Here is a 17,976-nt window from a genome sequence, read left to right on the forward strand (position 1 = left end):
CCAGAGTCTATGCGACAACCAGCAAAGTGCAAAAAAATCTCACATAAATGGCCTTGAAAAGCGCGGTTGCAGACCCATTTTAAGAATACGACCCGATAACGAACTCGCCTGATGGGTTTTCGGGGTCGCAAGGCCTGTCCATGGTGGAAGGCTGCAATTTCTCGCTGATTTCAGGAGTTTTATTTATGCGTAACTTCGATCTTTCTCCGCTATACCGTTCTGCAATTGGTTTTGACCGCCTGTTTAACCATTTAGAAAATAACCAAAGCCAGAGCAACGGCTACCCTCCATACAATGTTGAGCTGGTTGACGAAAACCACTACCGCATCGCCATTGCCGTCGCCGGTTTTGCAGAAAACGAACTGGAGATCACCGCGCAGGACAACCTGCTGGTGGTGAAAGGTTCCCATACGGCCGAGCAGAAAGAACGTACCTACCTCTACCAGGGCATCGCCGAGCGCAACTTTGAACGCAAGTTCCAGTTAGCCGAGAACATTCACGTCAAGGGCGCGAACCTGGTTAACGGCCTGCTGTTTATCGAACTGGAACGCGTGATTCCGGAAGAGAAAAAACCGCGCCGTATCGAAATTAACTAATTATGCGGGTCGCAAACGCGGCCCACACAGACTTGCTTGCCGTAACGGGAGCATATGCGAATCCATCCGGATTTGCAGGAACAACTGCGCACAAAATTAAACTGTGCCGAACTCGCTTCTCAGAAGGAGATTTAGTATGCGTAACTACGATTTATCCCCCCTGCTGCGTCAGTGGATTGGTTTTGACAAACTGGCTAACGCCCTGCAAAGCACCACCGAGCAACAGACGTTTCCGCCGTACAACATCGAAAAAAGCGACGATAACCACTATTGCATCACCCTCGCGCTGGCCGGCTTCCGCCAGGAGGATCTGGATATCCAGCTTGAAGGCACGCGTCTGACCGTGAAAGGTACGCCGGAAAAACAAGAGACCGAAACCAAATGGCTGCACCAGGGGCTGGTTAACCAGCCGTTTAGCCTGAGCTTTACCCTGGCAGACCATATGGACGTCTCCGGCGCAACCTTTACCAACGGGCTGCTGCATATTGACCTGACCCGTAACGTGCCGGAAGCCATCGCGCCGCAGCGTATCGCCATTAGCGACCGGCCGGCATTAAACAGTTAACAAGTCCGCCGAACCTGTAGGTCGGGTAAGGCGTAGCCGCCACCCGACACCGCTCACAGACCGCACAAGGCCCTGCCCCGGCAGGGCTTTTTTGTGCGCCATCGCCCATACAACCGCCCACGGCTCTGAGAGAATCCTTAGCATAACTAAGGTTATGCCAAGGAAGTGGATCATGAGTGATATCGCGTTAACCGTCAGCGTGTTGGCCCTGGTCGCTGTTGTTGGCCTGTGGATAGGAAATATCAAAATCCGCGGCGTCGGGTTTGGGATAGGCGGGGTGCTGTTTGGCGGCATTTTTGTCGGGCACTTTGCCGACAAGCTCGGGCTGGTCCTCAGCGCCGAAATGCTGCACTTTACGCAGGAGTTCGGCCTGATCCTCTTCGTTTATACCATCGGTATTCAGGTTGGCCCGGGGTTTTTCGCCTCTCTTCGTGTCTCCGGATTACGGCTTAACCTGTTTGCTCTCGGCATCGTGGTGATGGGCGGGCTGGTCACCGCCATTTTGCATAAAATCTTCGATATCCCGCTGCCCGTGGTGCTGGGCATTTTCTCCGGGGCGGTCACCAACACGCCCGCGCTCGGTGCCGGGCAGCAAATCCTGCGCGATTTGGGCATCGAACCCGGCATTGTCGACCAGATGGGGATGAGCTACGCCATGGCCTATCCGTTTGGGATTTGCGGCATTCTCCTCTCCATGTGGCTGGTACGCGTCCTGTTTCGCATCAGCGTCGATAAAGAGGCGAAGGACCATGAAACCACGCTTACCAACGGCCATATGCCGATCAAAACCATCAACATTCGGGTCGATAACCCTAACCTGAACAATATGGCGATTCAGGACGTGCCGATCCTGAACAGCGCCAATATCATCTGCTCCCGCCTCAAGCGTGACGATATGCTGATGGTGCCCGCGCCCGGCACCGTTATTCAGCAGGGCGATCTGCTGCACCTGGTCGGCCAGCCCGGGGACTTAAACAACGCGCGGCTGGTGATTGGCCAGGAAGTGGATACTTCGCTCTCAACCCGCGGCACCGATATGCGCGTTGAGCGCGTTGTGGTGACGAACGAGCACGTGCTGGGCAAGAAAATACGCGATTTGCAGGTAAAAGAGCGCTATGACGTGGTGATCTCCCGCCTCAACCGTGCGGGTGTCGAGCTGGTCGCCAGCCCGGAGGCCAGCCTGCAGTTCGGGGATATCCTCAACCTGGTTGGCCGCCCGTCGTCCATCGACGCCGTGGCGGATATGGTGGGTAACGCCCAGCAAAAACTGCAGCAGGTGCAGATGCTGCCCGTGTTTATCGGCATCGGGCTCGGCGTGCTGCTCGGCTCTATTCCGCTGTACGTGCCGGGCTTCCCGGTGGCGCTCAAGCTGGGCCTGGCGGGCGGGCCGCTGATTATGGCGCTGATCCTCGGGCGCATCGGCTGCATCGGTAAGCTCTACTGGTTTATGCCGCCGAGCGCCAACCTGGCGCTGCGCGAGCTGGGCATCGTGCTGTTCCTGGCAGTGGTCGGGCTGAAATCCGGCGGGGATTTTGTCGATACGCTGGTCAAAGGCGAAGGGTTGAGCTGGGTCGGCTACGGCATCTTTATCACGGCGATTCCTCTGCTGACGGTGGGCATTCTGGCGCGGATGTTCGCCAAAATGAACTACCTGACGCTGTGCGGGATGCTGGCGGGCTCCATGACCGATCCGCCCGCGCTGGCCTTTGCCAACAATCTGCACGCCACCAGCGGCGCGGCGGCGCTCTCCTATGCTACCGTCTACCCGCTGGTGATGTTCCTGCGCATCATTACGCCGCAGCTACTGGCGGTGCTGTTCTGGGGGATGGGCTAGCAGGTCGTCCGGGTGGATGCGCCGCAGATGGTAGTCCACCTGATAATCGCTGGTATTTCGGAACATCACGGAATAATTGAGGAACTCGCCGCTGTCGCTGTAGGAAAGGGAGGTGATACGCAGCAGCGGCGTCTGTTCCGGCAGGTTCATATAACCCGCCAGCTGTTTATCGGCCAGCACGGGCGTCAGGCTCTCATAGTTGCCGCTGATGGTGATCTCGCACTCCTTCTCGATGTAATCAAACTTCGACCCTTCCAGATGCGCCAGCGACAGATTGCGAAACAGCTTCACGGGCATAAAGCTGTCCTCCAGCATCAGCGGCTTTCCGTCCACGTAGCGCACCCGTCGGGAAAAGTAGATCCGCTCATCCACCTGAATCCGCAGCTGGCTGGCGATGGCGGGCGGGGCGGGCATCACTTCGAACTGCAGCACCTTGCTCTGCACCTCTTTTCCCTGCTGGCGCAGCACCTCCACCAGCCCGGTCAGGTTGGTGGTTTCGTGGTGAACGTCTTTGCGTGACACAAACGTTCCGCTCCCGTGCCGCCGTTCAACCAGCCCCCAGCCCACGAGGAGATCCAGCGCCTTGCGAATGGTCATGCGCGCCACGCCGAACTCCTGTGCCAAAGCCTTCTCACCGGGCAGCGGGCTGCCGATGTTGTAGTCCGACGAATTCAGCCGCAGCCGCAATCTGTCGGCGATAGATTTGTAGATCACCAGTAGACCTCTCTGCCCCCATTATGGCGTCGGTTACGTCTTCACATGTCCATATTTACAACGAAAAGTAGACCTGATTGGTCAAAATAAAACCATGAATGCGATCACGAATCGCAGCGGCACGCCATGTTCGCGCATCAGTAAGTTCTTATGCTCACCTCAGGCCAGCAAAAAACCATAAAGGCCTCTACCCCTACAGGTTGTTTCATGAGGATTTAAAAATGCTCAGTCAAATACAACGTTTCGGCGGTGCCATGTTTACCCCGGTGTTGCTGTTCCCCTTCGCCGGGATCGTGGTGGGAATCGCCATCATGCTTCGCAATCCGCTGTTTGTCGGCGAAGCCTTAACGGCCCCCGATCATCTTTTCGCGCAGATCGTTCACATCATTGAAGAGGGCGGCTGGGCGGTGTTTCGCAATATGCCGCTGATTTTTGCCGTGGGCCTGCCGATTGGCCTGGCGAAGCAGGCGCAGGGCCGCGCCTGTCTGGCGGTGCTGATTAGCTTTCTGACCTGGAACTACTTCATCAACGCGATGGGGATGACCTGGGGCCACTTCTTTGGCGTCGACTTCTCCGCCGAACCGACGGCGGGAAGCGGGCTGGCGATGATTGCCGGCATCAAAACGCTTGATACCAGCATCATCGGCGCCATCGTGATTTCGGGCATCGTGACCGCCATCCACAACCGCTATTTCGACAAGCCGCTGCCGGTTTTCCTGGGGATTTTCCAGGGAAGCTCCTTCGTTGTTATCCTCGCGTTTTTCGTCATGATCCCCTGCGCCTGGCTGACGCTGCTGGGCTGGCCGAAAGTGCAGATGGGCATTGAGTCCCTGCAGGCGTTCCTGCGCTCCGCCGGGGCGCTGGGCGTGTGGGTGTATACCTTCCTGGAACGCATTCTGATCCCAACCGGATTGCACCACTTCGTCTACGGCCCGTTCATCTTCGGCCCGGCGGCGGTTGAGGGCGGAATTCAGGTCTACTGGGCGCAGCATCTGCAGGAATTCAGCCAGAGCACCCTGCCGCTGAAAACGCTCTTCCCGGAAGGCGGCTTCGCCCTGCACGGCAACTCCAAAGTGTTTGGCTCGGTCGGGATTGCGCTGGCGATCTGGTACACCGCCTCAGCGGAAAACCGCGTCAAGGTGGCGGGCCTGCTGATACCGGCCACGCTCACCGCGGTGCTGGTGGGCATTACTGAACCGCTTGAATTCACCTTCCTGTTTATCTCACCGCTGCTGTTTGCCGTTCACGCCGTGCTGGCGGCCACCATGGCAACGGTGATGTACGCCTTCGGCGTGGTCGGGAACATGGGCGGCGGCCTGCTGGACCAGTTCCTGCCGCAAAACTGGATCCCGATGTTCCACAACCACGCCGCGACGGTCTTTACCCAAATCGGCATCGGCATCTGCTTTACCGGCATCTACTTCGTGGTCTTCAAAACGCTGATCGTGCGTCTGAACCTCAAAACGCCGGGCCGGGAGGAGAGCGAAATCAAGCTCTACAGCAAGGCCGACTATAAGGCGGCGCGCGGGCAAACCACTGCCCCGGCGGCGGCCAGCCAGCAGGTCGGACAGGCCGCCGGATTCCTGCAGGCGCTCGGCGGCGCGGCCAACATCGAAAGCATCAACAACTGTGCTACCCGCCTGCGTATCGCCCTGGTCGATATGGCCAAAACGCAAAGCGATGACGTCTTCAAAGCCCTCGGCGCCCACGGCGTGGTGCGACGCGGCAACGGCATTCAGGTGATAGTTGGCCTGCACGTTCCTCAGGTGCGCGACCAGCTGGAATCGCTGATGAAAACCCCTTTATCGAATGAACAAACCACCCTGACAGAGGCTATATCATGAAAAAATTCTCAGTTGTCATTGCCGGCGGCGGCAGCACCTTTACGCCTGGTATCGTCCTGATGCTGTTAGCCAACCGTGACCGTTTCCCGCTGCGCGCCCTGAAGTTCTTTGACAACGACGGCGCGCGTCAGGAGACCATCGCCGAAGCGTGCAAAATCATCCTTAAGGAGCAGGCCCCGGAGATTGCGTTCAGCTACACCACCGATCCGAAAGCGGCGTTTACCGATGTCGACTTCGTGATGGCGCATATCCGCGTGGGCAAATACCCGATGCGTGAAAAGGATGAAAAAATCCCGCTGCGCCACGGCGTGCTGGGTCAGGAAACCTGCGGGCCGGGCGGCATCTCCTACGGCATGCGCTCTATCGGCGGCGTGCTGGAGCTGGTGGATTACATGGAGCAGTACTCCCCGAACGCGTGGATGCTGAACTACTCCAACCCGGCGGCGATTGTCGCAGAAGCCACGCGCCGTCTGCGCCCGAACGCCAAAATCCTCAACATCTGCGATATGCCGATCGGCATTGAAGGGCGCATGGCGCAGATTGTCGGCCTGAACAGCCGCAAAGAGATGCGCGTGCGCTACTACGGCCTGAACCACTTCGGCTGGTGGACCTCGATTGAAGACCTGAACGGCAACGATATGATGCCGAAATTGCGCGAATACGTGGCGAAAAAAGGCTATGTTCCGCCTTCGGAAGACGCCCATACCGAAGCGAGCTGGAACGATACGTTCGCTAAAGCAAAAGACGTGCAGGCGCTGGATCCGGACACCATGCCGAACACCTACCTGAAATACTACCTGTTCCCGGACTACGTGGTCGCGCATTCCAACCCGGAACGCACCCGCGCCAATGAAGTCATGGATCACCGTGAGAAGAACGTGTTCAGTTCCTGCCGGGCGATTATCGAGGCGGGAAAATCCTCAGCCGGGGAACTGGAAATCGACGAACATGCGTCGTACATCGTCGATCTGGCGACCGCGATTGCCTTCAATACCCAGGAACGGATGCTGCTGATCGTGCCAAATAACGGGGCCATTCATAACTTTGATGCCGATGCGATGGTGGAAATTCCGTGCCTGGTGGGCCATAACGGACCGGAGCCGCTCACGGTGGGCGATATTCCGCACTTCCAGAAAGGGCTGATGAGCCAGCAGGTGGCGGTGGAAAAACTGGTTGTGGATGCCTGGGAGCAGCGCTCGTACCAGAAACTCTGGCAGGCGATTACCCTGTCGAAAACCGTGCCGAGCGCGTCCGTCGCGAAAGCGATTCTGGATGACCTGATCGAGGCCAACAAGGACTACTGGCCGGAACTGCACTAACCTTCCTGACCGGCATCGCCCGATGCCGGTCTCCTTGTCCTTGTCGATTTACGCTATGCTGAAGCCTGCCTGCAGCACGACAAGGAACCTCCATGAAAATTTCCCGCCTCGGCGAAGCGCCGGACTACCGCTTCTCTCTGGCTAATGAACGCACGTTTTTAGCGTGGATCCGCACCGCGCTGGGCTTTCTTGCCGCCGGGGTGGGGCTCGATCAGCTCGCGCCTGATTTCGCCACGCCGCTGATTCGCGAGGTGCTGGCGCTGCTGCTGTGCCTGTTCGCGGGCGTGCTGGCGATTTACGGCTACCTGCGCTGGCTGCGCAACGAGAAGGCAATGCGCCTGAAGCAGGATCTGCCCTACACGCGCGGGTTGCTCATCATCAGCGCGATCCTGCTGGCGGTGGCGGGCGTGGTGATGGTGCTGGTGTTCTATGGCGGATAGCCGCAAAGCGCGACGCGAAGCGGACCCCGGCCTGCAGCCGGAGCGGACGTCGCTCGCCTGGCTGCGCACGCTGCTGGGGTATGGCGCGCTGATTGCCCTGGCGATTAAGCACAACTGGCACCGCACGGGGGCGCCGTTCTGGATCTCGATTGTTGTGCTGGCGCTGGTGGCGATCGTTTTATGGCGCTATACCCGCAGCCGTAACCTGATGGACGTGGCGCAGGATGATTTTGTGCAGCCGAAAGCGGTGCGGGATAAGTTCCTGATCGCCCTGGCCGTGCTGTCTCTCTCACTGCTGTTTGCGATGACCCACATTCAGCAAATTGTGAGCTTTTAAAGCCCGGTGGCGGCTACGCCTTACCGGGCCTACAACTGCCGCGAACCGTAGGCCGGGTAAGGCGCAGCCGCCACCCGGCATAATTACTTCCCTTTCGCCAGATACTTCGCCATCTCGTCTTCCGGCACCATGCCGCCGCCGGTTGCCCATACCAGGTGGGTGACGCTGGCATCTGAATCCACACGCAGCGGCCCGGCCATGCCCGCCAGCGCGGACGGTTCCAGCCGAATGCCTTCCTCCTGCGCCAGCCAGCCGAGCATGTCGTACATGCTCCGATCGGAAAGCGTATAGAACCCGTCCAGCAGGCGCTCCATCGCGCGGCCCACGAAGCCGGACGCGCGCCCGACCGCCAGCCCGTCCGCTGCCGTCACGTTATCAATGCCCAGATCCTGCACCGCAATCTCATCGTGCAGGCCGGTGTAGACGCCCAGCAGCATGCACGGCGAGTGCGTGGGTTCCGCGAAGAAACAGTGGACGTTATCGCCAAAGGCCAGCTTCAGGCCAAACGCCACGCCGCCAGGGCCGCCGCCGACGCCGCACGGCAGGTAGACGTACAGCGGGTGTTCCGCATCCACCACGCGGCCCTGCTCTGCAAACTGCGCCTTCAGCCGCTCGCCTGCCACCGCGTAGCCCAGGAACAGGGTGCGGGAGTCTTCATCGTCAATGAAGAAGCAGTTCGGATCGCTTTCTGCCGCCTTGCGCCCCTGTTCCACCGCCACGCCGTAGTCCTGCTCATACTCCACAACGATGACGCCGTGGCTGCGGAGCTTCGCTTTCTTCCACTCGCGGGCGTCGGCGGACATATGCACCGTCACCTTAAAGCCGATGCGTGCGCTCATGATGCCGATGGACATCCCCAGGTTGCCGGTTGAGCCTACCGCAATGCTGTACTGGCTGAAGAAGTCCTTAAAGCGCGGCTCCAGCAGAATGCTGTAGTCGTCTTCGGTGCTCAGCAACCCGGCCTCCAGCGCCAGTTTCTCCGCGTGGGTCAACACCTCGTAGATGCCGCCGCGCGCCTTAATCGAGCCGGAGATCGGCAGATGGCTGTCTTTTTTCAGCAGCAGGGTGCCGGGAATAACCTTGCCGGATTCTTTCTCCAGCCGCACCTGCATGGCCGGAATGGCGACCAGTTCGGATTCAATAATCCCGCCCTTTGCTGCCGTTTCCGGAAAGGCTTTCGCCAGATACGGCGCGAAGCGGTTGAGGCGCGCGTGCGCGTCGTCCACGTCGGATTTGGTCAGCCCGACGTAAGGCAAGCCTTCCGCCAGCGTCGTGGTACGCGGGTTACGCCAGGTGGTTTCTTTCAGGGCAATCAGATCCTCAACCAGAGGAAACCGTGCGGTTAAAGTGGTGATAGTTGGGTTTTCCATAGTACGTCTCTTCGCGCTCAGATAATGAAAGAAAGCAGGAATGTGCCGCCAAGTGCAAGCACCGAGGCGATAAACGTCGCCGTCGTATAGTATTTGAAGGTCTCATTCAGGGTCGCGCCGCAGTATTGCTTCACCAGCCAGAAGAGAGAATCGGTCACGATCGTGCAGCCAATGGCGCCGGAACCGATGGCAATGGTGATGATCTCCGGGCTAACGTTCGGGTAGAGCGGCAGCATCGGCGCGACTATCGCCGTGGCGCCCATCATCGCGACCGTCGCCGAACCCACGGCGGCATGCAGCACCAGCGCCACCAGCCAGGCGAGCAGGATAGGGTGCATGTGCAGGTTCGAAAGAATATGCGCCAGAGAGTCCGCCAGTCCGCTGGTTTTGAGGATGGCGTTGAACGCCCCGCCCGCGCCGATGATCAGCAAAATGTTCGCAATAGAGCCAAAGCCGTGCTCGGTGTGCGTGAGCATCGCCCCCATGCCCATATGCTGGCGGATCCCCAGCAGGTAGTAGGCGACAAACACGGCGATAAACATCGCGGTGATCGGGTTGCCGATAAACTCCAGCAGCGTATACAGCGACCCTTCTTTTGCCATATTCAGCTCGGCGATGGTCTTCACCAGCATCAGGGCAATCGGCAGCAGCACCGTGAACAGCGTGGCGCCCAGCGACGGCAGGGTGTGCTCTTCTCGCACCTTGAGGTCCGAAAATTCCGCCGGAACCGGTTTAAACGGCAGGCGATTGCCGAGCAGTTTCAGGAACAGCGGGCCGCCGACCAGAGATGCCATCAGGCCTACCATCAAACCGTAGACGATCACCGTTCCAACGTCCGCGCCTAACTTATTGGTCACAAACAGCGCGGCCGGGTGCGGAGGCACCACGCAGTGCACCGCCATCAGCGCGGTACAGAGCGGAATGGCCAGCTTGAGCAGCGACGTGTGGGTCTTTTTGGCAATGGAAAACGCCAGCGGGATCAGCAGCACAACGCCCACCTCCACGAACAGCGTAATGCCGCAGATCAGGCCCACCAGCACCATAATCACGTCCGCTGACAGCCAGCGGCAGCGCTGGAGCGTAATCCCGATGCGCTCTGCCGCGCCGGAAACCTCCATCATCTTGCCGAGAATGGTGCCCAGACCAATCACCGCCGCCAGGAAGCCCAGCGTGCCGCCAATCCCGCTCTCAATGGCGTTCACCATATCCAGCGGGCTCATTCCCATCATCGCGCCGACGAAAAAGCTCGCCAGCAGCAGCGCGAGGAACGGGTGAAACTTCAGCTTAACGATGGTTAAAACAATTAACACAATGCTGACCAGCAGCGTTGCCACAACCCAGACCTGAGATCCCATATCTCACCTCACCCTTATGTCATCTGTGGGTATTGGACGAAAAAACGGCGTGGGCTGACAAACGATATAAATTGGCGTTCAGATGAGCCAGATTGGATCAACTGAGTGACTGTGCTCTAAAAAGTGCACTTAATCCGCGTTAGGTTCACATAAATTCACCCTTAAACGGTATGCTGAGCGCAGAAACCACGTGCGAGAATTGTGATGACCGATGCAAATGAAGCCAGAAACCGGCTGTTAAACGGCTGGCAGCTGTCGAAAATGTACACCTTTGAAGTGGCCGCCCGGCATGAGTCCTTCGCGCTGGCGGCGGAGGAACTGTCGCTCAGCCCCAGCGCGGTGAGCCACCGCATCAACCTGCTGGAGGAGGAGCTCGGCATTCAGCTGTTTGTTCGCTCGCACCGTAAAGTTGAGCTGACGCAGGAGGGAAAGCGCGTTTACTGGACGCTTAAATCGTCGCTGGACACCCTGAATCAGGAGATCCTGGATATTAAAAACCAGGCGCTCTCCGGTACGCTCACGATTTATTCCCGGCCGTCCATCGCCCAGTGCTGGCTGGTACCCATGCTGGGCGACTTTACCCGCCGCTACCCGTCCATTTCGCTCACCGTCCTGACCGGCAATGATTATGTCAATATGCAGCGAACGGGCGTCGATCTGGCGCTCTATTTTGACGATACGCCGCCTAATCATCTTTCTCATCATTTCCTGATGGACGAGGCGATTTTGCCCGTCTGTTCACCGCAGTATGCCCGCGAGCACGATCTGCTGAAAAACCCCGATAACCTTGGCCACTGTACCCTGCTGCATGACCGTCAGGCCTGGAGCAATGATTCCGGCACGGATGAGTGGCTGAGCTGGGCGCAGCATTTTGCGGTAAATATGCCGCCATCGTCGGGCATTGGCTTCGATCGTTCAGATTTAGCGATAATTGCGGCCATCAACCACGTCGGCGTGGCGATGGGCAGAAAGCGGCTGGTGCAGAAACGGCTCGAGCGGGGTGAGCTGATCGCCCCGTTTGGTGACAAGACCCTGAAATGCCATCAGCACTACTATATTTCGACGCTTTCTGGCCGCCAGTGGCCGAAAATAGACGCCTTTATTGGCTGGCTGAGAGAGCTGGCAGGTTGAAGAATTATTACGCTTTCGCTCTACACCAAATGTGAAAAAGCGTGCTAAATACAGGTAATGCTTTCGATTTATCCAGGGTAAACCGTGTTAAAGCCTTTTGTTGTCTCTGCATTACTGATCTCTTCCGGCTGGGCGATTGCCGCCGAGCCGCCGATGACGGCTGCCCGCTATGCTCAGCAGTTGGGTGTGGGGATGGATGTAGACTGGGCGCGTACCGAGCGCGGCATACGCGAATTCGACCCGCTGGTGGTTCGCGATTTTCGTGCAAAAGGCATTACTCACGTGCGCATCCGCGTGGCCGATGAGCCGACGGAAGCGCGGCTGATTCACCTGCGCAAGCTGGTGGAAGCCTGCGAGCAGTATGGCGTGATCCCGATAATCGCTTATCAGGCTGATGAATATAAAAACGACCCAAAAGCCGACAACGAAAAAGAGACGATCAACTGGTGGATTGCCGTTGCGCACTATTTCGGTCAGAGCTATCCGCTGTTGGGTTTTGATCTCATTTATGAGCCGGCCGACAGGCTTAACCACAACCTGGCGTCGTTAAACCGCGTGTACGAAAAAACCATTAAGGCAATCCACGACATCGACCCGCAGCGGATGATCTTCATTGCTCCACGCCTGCGCGCCGCGCCGGAAGATTTATCCAGCCTGAAGCTGCCCGCGCACAGCCAGAACTACCTGCTGGCGGAGTGGCATATTTTCCCGTGGGGGCCGCTGAAAAATGGCGGCAAATACCCGTGGACGTCCGGCACGGCGGCGGAGAAAGCGGCTATCCATAACCGCATCAATACCGCGCTGCGCTGGCAGCAAAAAACCGGGCACGTTAGCTGGGTCGGGGGCTGGGGCGTAGGTGAATCAAGCCGCGTCACGCCAACCGCCTCGCAAATAGCCTTCGCCACCTTTATGGCCTGCGAGCTGCAAAAGGCGAAAATCCCGTATGCGCTTAACGCAGATTTCCAGTTTTACGATGGGGAAGAGGGGGCCTGGCGGCCTGCGCCGGAGCCGCTATTGCAGGCTATGATGACGCCCGTTTGCGAAAAGCCCGGCGAGAAGCCGGGCCATCATGCCGTTAAACCGGCTGCTCGTGATGCGGAACACGCGACGCCAGAGGCAGCCAGCACAGCAAAATCAGCAGCCCCATCAGCGTCATCAGCAAACCCAAACTAGCCTGCCCGGTCTGCGGCATCATGGCCGAGAGCCAGGCCAGCGCGCCGGAGCCGATGTTCTGCAGACCGCCCACCAGCGCGCCCGCCGTGCCCGCGAGGAACGGGAACGGCTCCATCGCGCCGCTGGTCGCCAGCGGGAACAGCATTCCCGCGCCGAAAAAGAACAGCGCAGCCGGGATGAGCAGCGTCCAGACGGTCATCACGCCAAACAGCCCCGGGATCCACATCATCAGCCCCGCCAGCAGGCAGCTAATCACTGCCTGCCACATCAGGGTGGAGAAACGCTTGTTCTGACGTCCGGCAAACCAGGCGCCGAAGAACGCCGCCGGGATAGGCAGAATAAACAGAATACTCACCACCATGCTGCTCAGGCCAAGCCCAGCGCCCAGCAGCACGCCGGAGCAGGCTTCAAACACCGCAATGCCCGCCAGGCCGCCGATCAGCATCAGCAGGTAACAGGTAAACGCGCCGTTGCCGAACAGCGTTTTGTAGCTGGCGATAAGCTTCGTGCGCGGCGCGTCCTGCGGGCGCGTTTCCGGCATCCAGCGCGCCATGCTGAAGGTGACAATGATGCACAGCACCAGCAGGAAGGCGTAACAGGCGCGCCAGGACCACATGGTGTCCAGCAGGCCGCCAATCAGCGGTGCCAGCAGCGGGCTGACCAGAATCCCCATGTTCAACAGGCTATTGGCATGACGAAGCTGGGTGCCCTGGTACATATCGCGCGGTAAGGTTCGCGCCATCACCCCGCCGACGCCGGTTCCGACGCCCTGCAGGGCGCTGGCGGCAATCAATACGGTCAGGCTATGGGTGGTGATGGCAATTACCGTCGCCACCATGAATATGCTCATGCCGACCAGGATCACCGGGCGACGCCCGACGCGGTCGGAGAGCGGGCCGTAGAAGAGCTGTGAAACGCCGTAGGTCAGCAGGTAGGCGGCCATTACGCTTTGTACTGCGCCCTCGCGGACGTTTAATTCCTTTGCCATGTCGGCAATCGCCGGAATGTAGATGGTTTGCGCCATCTGACCGACGGCCACCAGTAACACCAGCATCAACAATAAGTTAACGTTCCTTTGTTTTTTCATGTCGCTGAATACTTTTGCCAAAAGAGAGAAATGAAGAATAAGTAACTACGCATTCCCATAAATGCGCGAGGAATCTACCACAGTGAGATGACAATTTAAGCATTGCGGTGGTGAATGGATGGACGACGAAAGGCAGGATTTGTAAACAAAAACGGCAACTAATGTTGCCAGTGATTTATGCGAGGCGCAGGAGAATAGCGCCGCCGGCAATCCCCAGCGCCGCAGCGATGCGCAGGCCCGCAACCTTCTCTTTTAAAAGCACAAAGGCAATCAGCGCCCCGAAAAGAATTGAGGTTTCACGCAGCGCCGCGACTACGGCCAACGGTGCCTGCGTCATCGCCCACAGTGCCAGACCGTAAGAGCCCATGGTACCGACGCCGCCGAGCAGCCCCTTTTTCCAGTGCAGACGCAGGTAGCCGGATGCTTCTCGCCGACGCGCCACCATCGCCCAGCCGAGCAGGCAAAAACCGTTCATAAAGAAGGTCCACAGCGTGTAGCCCAGCGCGGTGTCCGAGAGCCGCACCCCGGTGCCGTCCACCAGCGTATACCCGGCGATAAAACAGGCGTTCAGCAGCGCCAGCCAGATCCCTTTTCGGGACTGCATGCGCCCGTTCATCGCCATCGCCAGAATCGACAGGCAAATGACCCCGATGCCTGACCAGGCGAGCCAGGAGAGACGATCGCCAAGCGCCAGGACGCTGATCAGCGCCACCAGCAGCGGCGCGGTGCCGCGCATCAGCGGGTAGGTCTGACTCATATCGGAAACCTGATAGGTCTTCGCCACCAGCACGGTGTACACCACCTGTAGGGCACAGGAGACGATCAAAAACGGCCAGCTTGCGGCAGAAGGCTGCGGAGAGAAGGGGAGCAACACCAGCGCAATCAGCGTGGCGGAGCCGCTGACGCTTATCGCGGCATAGAGCTTGTCCGTTCCGGCCTTAACGATAGCGTTCCAGCCGGCATGCAGCAGCGCGGCAAACAGCAAAATGCAGAATACGGTGATGGTCATGGCGTATCGGGTGGTGAATTGTCACTCAACTGTAACATTCACGTCCTGATGCTGCCAGCCGGTTACACCGCACAAAAAAGGCGGTGCGTCACCCGCGGTTCGTCTGAGACCAGCGTGAAACCCGCCCGGCTGTAGAACCCATACGCGGTATCCGGCGCGTGGGTATTCAGGAAATCAAACCAGATGCTGGCATCGGCCATCACCACGGTTAAAAGCTGTTTGCCGATGCCCAGCCCGCGACACTTCTCGCTGACGTAAAGATGGCGAATGCGCCCGGCGCGCGGCTGCTGGCTGAACGGATCGCGGTTGAGGCCGCAAACGCCGACCAGCTTGCCGTTAAGAAACGCCCCCAGCAGCTTTTCACCCGGCGCGTTAAAGCGGTTTTCACCCCGCTGCCAGTTCTCTTCCAGCCTGCGCAGCATGTTGAAATTCAATGCGATACTTTCCGCCTTCAGGGCGATATAGCCCGGTTCATCGGGCGTAACAGGCTCAATTAACAGACGCGACATAGCATTCCCTCGTTATTAAAGAGGGGCGGTTGCCCGCCCCTCTCAGGTGCGACTTGAACCTGAATTACCGAAGGAATTTCAGGACAGCATCAAGCAGTTGCAGTACAGCAACAATGAGTTTGAGGATAAGTATCACCATATCCACGATGCTCATACGCGTCTCCTTTTGGTAAAAAGGAGCACGATGCTGGCGTACCTTTCCGCCGCCTGTTGCCAGCACCTGGATTGACGTAACACAGTGTGCTCACTTCAGGGGTTAAGGCACTGACGGCACCACCCGTTTCAGCCAGGACTTCGTTGCGCCGGTAAAACTGCGGCCCCCTCGCTCACTGCGAACACCCTCAGTATAGATAAATACTGTATGCATGAACAGTATTTTTTGGACAAAAATCGAAAGGCGATCCATACTCAAAAACGTCAAAATCCGTGCCGGAATTGCGCGTTCGTCCTCGATCGCGTATACTTTTTGCGTTGACGTAACACAGTGTGTTCTGCGGCGACCAACCGCAAAACCCTGATAAAAACCTCGCTCCGGCGGGGTTTTTTGTTTTCATCACCCAACAAACGAAACGTGATCTCCGACGCATTTTTGCGCAGATGAAAATATTTCCATTGTCACGCCCGAAAACCTGTGTTTGTATAAATTCAATCAATGATTCCAAACACAGGTCCCCAATGACTTCATCCATCTTCACTTCGACCCTACTAAAAACTGCGCAACCAGCCGCAGTGGTCGTCGTGCGTGTGGTGGTGGTCGTCGGCAATGCGCCGTAGGGACTGGATCAACACACGAATCCAAAACCCCGCCGGCGCAAACCGGGCGGGGTTTTTCGTTTAGGACCCCTCCCGGATACGCTAAGTAGTTCGGGTTGCAGGAAGGCGGCAAGTGAGCGAATCCCCAGGAGCGTACATAGGTACGTGACTGGGGTGAGGGAACGCAGCCAACGCATCTGCAACCTGAAATACGACGCGTAAAGCTGGCCCAGAAGAAAAGGACTGGAGCATGGCAAGTTCGGGCACAACATCCACCAAGACGCGTTTTACCGGCGCGCAGCTGATCGTTCATTTGCTGGAACGACAGGGCATCACCATCGTCGCGGGCATCCCGGGCGGCACGGTGCTGCCGCTGTACGACGCGTTAAGCCAAAGCACAAAAATCCGCCACGTGCTGGCGCGCCACGAGCAGGGTGCGGGCTTTATCGCGCAGGGCATGGCGCGTACCCAGGGCAAACCGGCGGTCTGTATGGCCTGCAGCGGCCCGGGCGCAACCAACCTGGTGACCGCCATCGCCGACGCGCGCCTCGACTCCATTCCGCTGATCTGCATTACCGGCCAGGTGCCGTCCTCGATGATCGGCACCGATGCGTTCCAGGAAGTGGATACCTACGGCATCTCTATCCCCATCACCAAGCATAACTATTTAGTTCGCGACATCGCCGAGCTGCCTCAGGTTATCAGCGATGCGTTCCGCATTGCGCAGTCCGGCCGCCCGGGCCCGGTGTGGATAGACATTCCTAAGGATATCCAGACCGCAGAGATCGAGATTGACGTGCTGCCGGAGCCCGGAGACCGTGCACCCGCGCCGGAATTCAGCGCGGAGAGCGTGCGCGACGCGGCCGCTATGATTAACGCCGCCAAACGTCCGGTGCTCTATCTGGGCGGTGGGGCGATTAACGCCGCAGATGAAATCCGCCAGTTCGCTGAAAAAGCCAGCCTGCCCACCACCATGACCCTGATGGCGCTCGGCATGCTGCCCAAAGCGCACCCGCTCTCGCTCGGCATGCTGGGCATGCACGGCGCGCGCAGCACCAACTACATCCTGCAAGAAGCGGATTTGCTGATTGTGATGGGCGCGCGTTTTGATGACCGGGCGATTGGCAAAACCGAGCAGTTCTGCCCGAACGCCAAAATCATTCACGTGGACATCGACCGCGCCGAGCTGGGTAAAATCAAGCAGCCGCACGTGGCGATTCAGGGCGACGTGGCTGAAGTGCTGGCGCAGCTGATCCCGCAGACGGACGCGACCGACCGCGCCGACTGGCGCCAGCTGGTGGCCGATCTGCAGCGCGAGTTCCCGGGCGCCATCCCAACCGAAGGCGACCCGCTGAGCCACTACGGCTTGATCAACGCCGTGGCCGCCTGCGTGGACGACAGCGCGATCATTACCACCGACGTTGGCCAGCATCAGATGTGGACCGCCCAGGCCTACCCGCTGAACCGTCCGCGCCAGTGGCTGACCTCCGGCGGCCTCGGCACCATGGGCTTTGGTCTGCCTGCGGCCGTGGGCGCGGCGCTGGCGAATCCGGACCGCAAGGTGATCTGCTTCTCCGGCGACGGCAGCCTGATGATGAACATTCAGGAGATGGCGACCGCGGCCGAAAACCAGCTGGACGTGAAAATCATCCTGATGAACAACGAGGCGCTGGGGCTGGTGCACCAGCAGCAGAGCCTGTTCTACAAGCAGGGGGTATTTGCCGCGACCTATCCGGGGATGATTAACTTTATGCAGATTGCCGCCGGTTTTGGCCTGCATACCTGCGATCTGAACGCCGAAGAGGATGCCCACGCGGCGCTGCAGGCGGCGATTTCGCGCCCGGGCCCGGCGCTGATCCACGTGCGTATCGACCCTGAACAAAAAGTGTATCCGATGGTGCCGCCGGGTGCGGCAAATACTGAGATGGTGGGAGAATAAG

Annotated in this window: 18 protein-coding genes and 1 other annotated feature; of the genes, 11 read left to right on the forward strand and 7 right to left on the reverse strand. The window is 58.7% G+C overall.

The window, feature by feature from the left end:
• The first annotated feature begins 120 nt into the window (after positions 1-120).
• Positions 121-192, forward strand: a sequence feature (ROSE (Repression Of Heat Shock gene Expression) occurs in the 5'-region of heat shock genes and acts as an RNA thermometer to modulate expression.).
• The 3 genes from ibpA (at position 186) to L6R44_RS20640 (ending at position 2,995) form a co-directional block, all read left to right on the forward strand.
• Positions 186-596 (forward strand): small heat shock chaperone IbpA, encoded by a 411-nt coding sequence (gene ibpA, locus L6R44_RS20630; protein WP_008500162.1) that lies wholly within the window; start codon positions 186-188, stop codon positions 594-596. It overlaps the preceding feature by 7 nt.
• 136 nt (positions 597-732) lie before the next feature.
• Positions 733-1,161 carry a small heat shock chaperone IbpB gene (ibpB, locus tag L6R44_RS20635; protein ID WP_237425272.1) on the forward strand — a complete coding sequence of 143 codons (429 nt, stop codon included), beginning with the start codon at positions 733-735 and terminating at the stop codon, positions 1,159-1,161.
• Between the two features lie 172 nt (positions 1,162-1,333).
• Positions 1,334-2,995 (forward strand): putative transporter, encoded by a 1,662-nt coding sequence (locus L6R44_RS20640; RefSeq protein ID WP_237425273.1) that lies wholly within the window; start codon positions 1,334-1,336, stop codon positions 2,993-2,995.
• On the opposite strand, the gene L6R44_RS20645 is transcribed toward L6R44_RS20640, so the two are convergent.
• Positions 2,963-3,709, reverse strand: coding sequence for a GntR family transcriptional regulator (locus L6R44_RS20645; protein ID WP_237425274.1), 747 nt, complete (start codon positions 3,707-3,709; stop codon positions 2,963-2,965). The two genes, L6R44_RS20640 and L6R44_RS20645, sit on opposite strands and share 33 nt — an antisense overlap.
• A gap of 221 nt (positions 3,710-3,930) precedes the next feature.
• Here L6R44_RS20645 and L6R44_RS20650 point away from each other — a divergent pair, with 221 nt between their 5' ends.
• From L6R44_RS20650 to L6R44_RS20665, 4 genes are all read left to right on the forward strand, one after another.
• A complete protein-coding gene (locus L6R44_RS20650) occupies positions 3,931-5,553 on the forward strand; it encodes an alpha-glucoside-specific PTS transporter subunit IIBC (RefSeq protein WP_237425275.1) in 1,623 nt (540 codons plus the stop codon).
• A complete protein-coding gene (locus tag L6R44_RS20655; RefSeq protein WP_237425276.1) occupies positions 5,550-6,872 on the forward strand; it encodes a 6-phospho-alpha-glucosidase in 1,323 nt (440 codons plus the stop codon). Before L6R44_RS20650 ends, L6R44_RS20655 begins: the two co-directional genes overlap by 4 nt.
• Positions 6,873-6,964: 92 nt before the next feature.
• Positions 6,965-7,312 (forward strand): YidH family protein, encoded by a 348-nt coding sequence (locus tag L6R44_RS20660; protein WP_024907384.1) that lies wholly within the window; start codon positions 6,965-6,967, stop codon positions 7,310-7,312.
• On the forward strand, positions 7,302-7,649 hold the full coding sequence (locus tag L6R44_RS20665; protein ID WP_237425277.1) for a DUF202 domain-containing protein: 348 nt from the start codon (positions 7,302-7,304) through the stop codon (positions 7,647-7,649). The genes L6R44_RS20660 and L6R44_RS20665 overlap by 11 nt, the downstream gene beginning before the upstream one ends.
• 83 nt (positions 7,650-7,732) lie before the next feature.
• Here the strand turns inward: L6R44_RS20665 and dsdA are convergent, their stop codons facing one another.
• Together dsdA and dsdX are read right to left on the reverse strand one after the other, a co-directional pair.
• The gene (gene dsdA, locus L6R44_RS20670) at positions 7,733-9,019 is read right to left on the reverse strand and encodes a D-serine ammonia-lyase (protein WP_237425278.1); all 1,287 of its coding nucleotides are present in this window, start codon (positions 9,017-9,019) and stop codon (positions 7,733-7,735) included.
• 17 nt (positions 9,020-9,036) lie between these two features.
• The gene (dsdX, locus tag L6R44_RS20675; RefSeq protein WP_032644228.1) at positions 9,037-10,374 is read right to left on the reverse strand and encodes a D-serine transporter DsdX; all 1,338 of its coding nucleotides are present in this window, start codon (positions 10,372-10,374) and stop codon (positions 9,037-9,039) included.
• Positions 10,375-10,578: 204 nt separating this feature from the next.
• Here dsdX and dsdC point away from each other — a divergent pair, with 204 nt between their 5' ends.
• A complete protein-coding gene (gene dsdC, locus L6R44_RS20680; protein WP_032644227.1) occupies positions 10,579-11,505 on the forward strand; it encodes a DNA-binding transcriptional regulator DsdC in 927 nt (308 codons plus the stop codon).
• 84 nt (positions 11,506-11,589) lie between these two features.
• Entirely contained in the window at positions 11,590-12,678 is a 1,089-nt protein-coding gene (locus L6R44_RS20685) for a cellulase family glycosylhydrolase (RefSeq protein ID WP_237425279.1), read from the forward strand.
• On the opposite strand, the gene emrD is transcribed toward L6R44_RS20685, so the two are convergent.
• The 4 genes from emrD to tisB form a co-directional block, all read right to left on the reverse strand.
• Positions 12,581-13,765 carry a multidrug efflux MFS transporter EmrD gene (gene emrD, locus L6R44_RS20690; RefSeq protein WP_032644514.1) on the reverse strand — a complete coding sequence of 395 codons (1,185 nt, stop codon included), beginning with the start codon at positions 13,763-13,765 and terminating at the stop codon, positions 12,581-12,583. The two genes, L6R44_RS20685 and emrD, sit on opposite strands and share 98 nt — an antisense overlap.
• Before the next feature lie 175 nt (positions 13,766-13,940).
• Positions 13,941-14,774 carry an EamA family transporter gene (locus L6R44_RS20695; protein WP_237425280.1) on the reverse strand — a complete coding sequence of 278 codons (834 nt, stop codon included), beginning with the start codon at positions 14,772-14,774 and terminating at the stop codon, positions 13,941-13,943.
• A 62-nt stretch (positions 14,775-14,836) separates the two neighbouring features.
• Positions 14,837-15,283, reverse strand: a complete 447-nt coding sequence (locus tag L6R44_RS20700; RefSeq protein WP_237425281.1) for a GNAT family N-acetyltransferase — start codon at positions 15,281-15,283, stop codon at positions 14,837-14,839.
• A gap of 64 nt (positions 15,284-15,347) precedes the next feature.
• The gene (gene tisB, locus L6R44_RS25065) at positions 15,348-15,437 is read right to left on the reverse strand and encodes a type I toxin-antitoxin system toxin TisB (protein ID WP_072049957.1); all 90 of its coding nucleotides are present in this window, start codon (positions 15,435-15,437) and stop codon (positions 15,348-15,350) included.
• 521 nt (positions 15,438-15,958) lie between these two features.
• Here tisB and ivbL point away from each other — a divergent pair.
• Positions 15,959-16,057 (forward strand): ilvB operon leader peptide IvbL, encoded by a 99-nt coding sequence (ivbL, locus tag L6R44_RS20705; protein ID WP_057979964.1) that lies wholly within the window; start codon positions 15,959-15,961, stop codon positions 16,055-16,057.
• 229 nt (positions 16,058-16,286) lie between these two features.
• Positions 16,287-17,975 (forward strand): acetolactate synthase large subunit, encoded by a 1,689-nt coding sequence (gene ilvB, locus L6R44_RS20710; protein WP_237425282.1) that lies wholly within the window; start codon positions 16,287-16,289, stop codon positions 17,973-17,975.
• The last annotated feature ends 1 nt before the right edge of the window (position 17,976 follow it).

It is taken from the genome of Enterobacter cloacae complex sp. ECC445 (genome assembly GCF_021892025.1).
GTDB classification, from domain to species: Bacteria; Pseudomonadota; Gammaproteobacteria; order Enterobacterales; family Enterobacteriaceae; genus Enterobacter; species Enterobacter chengduensis.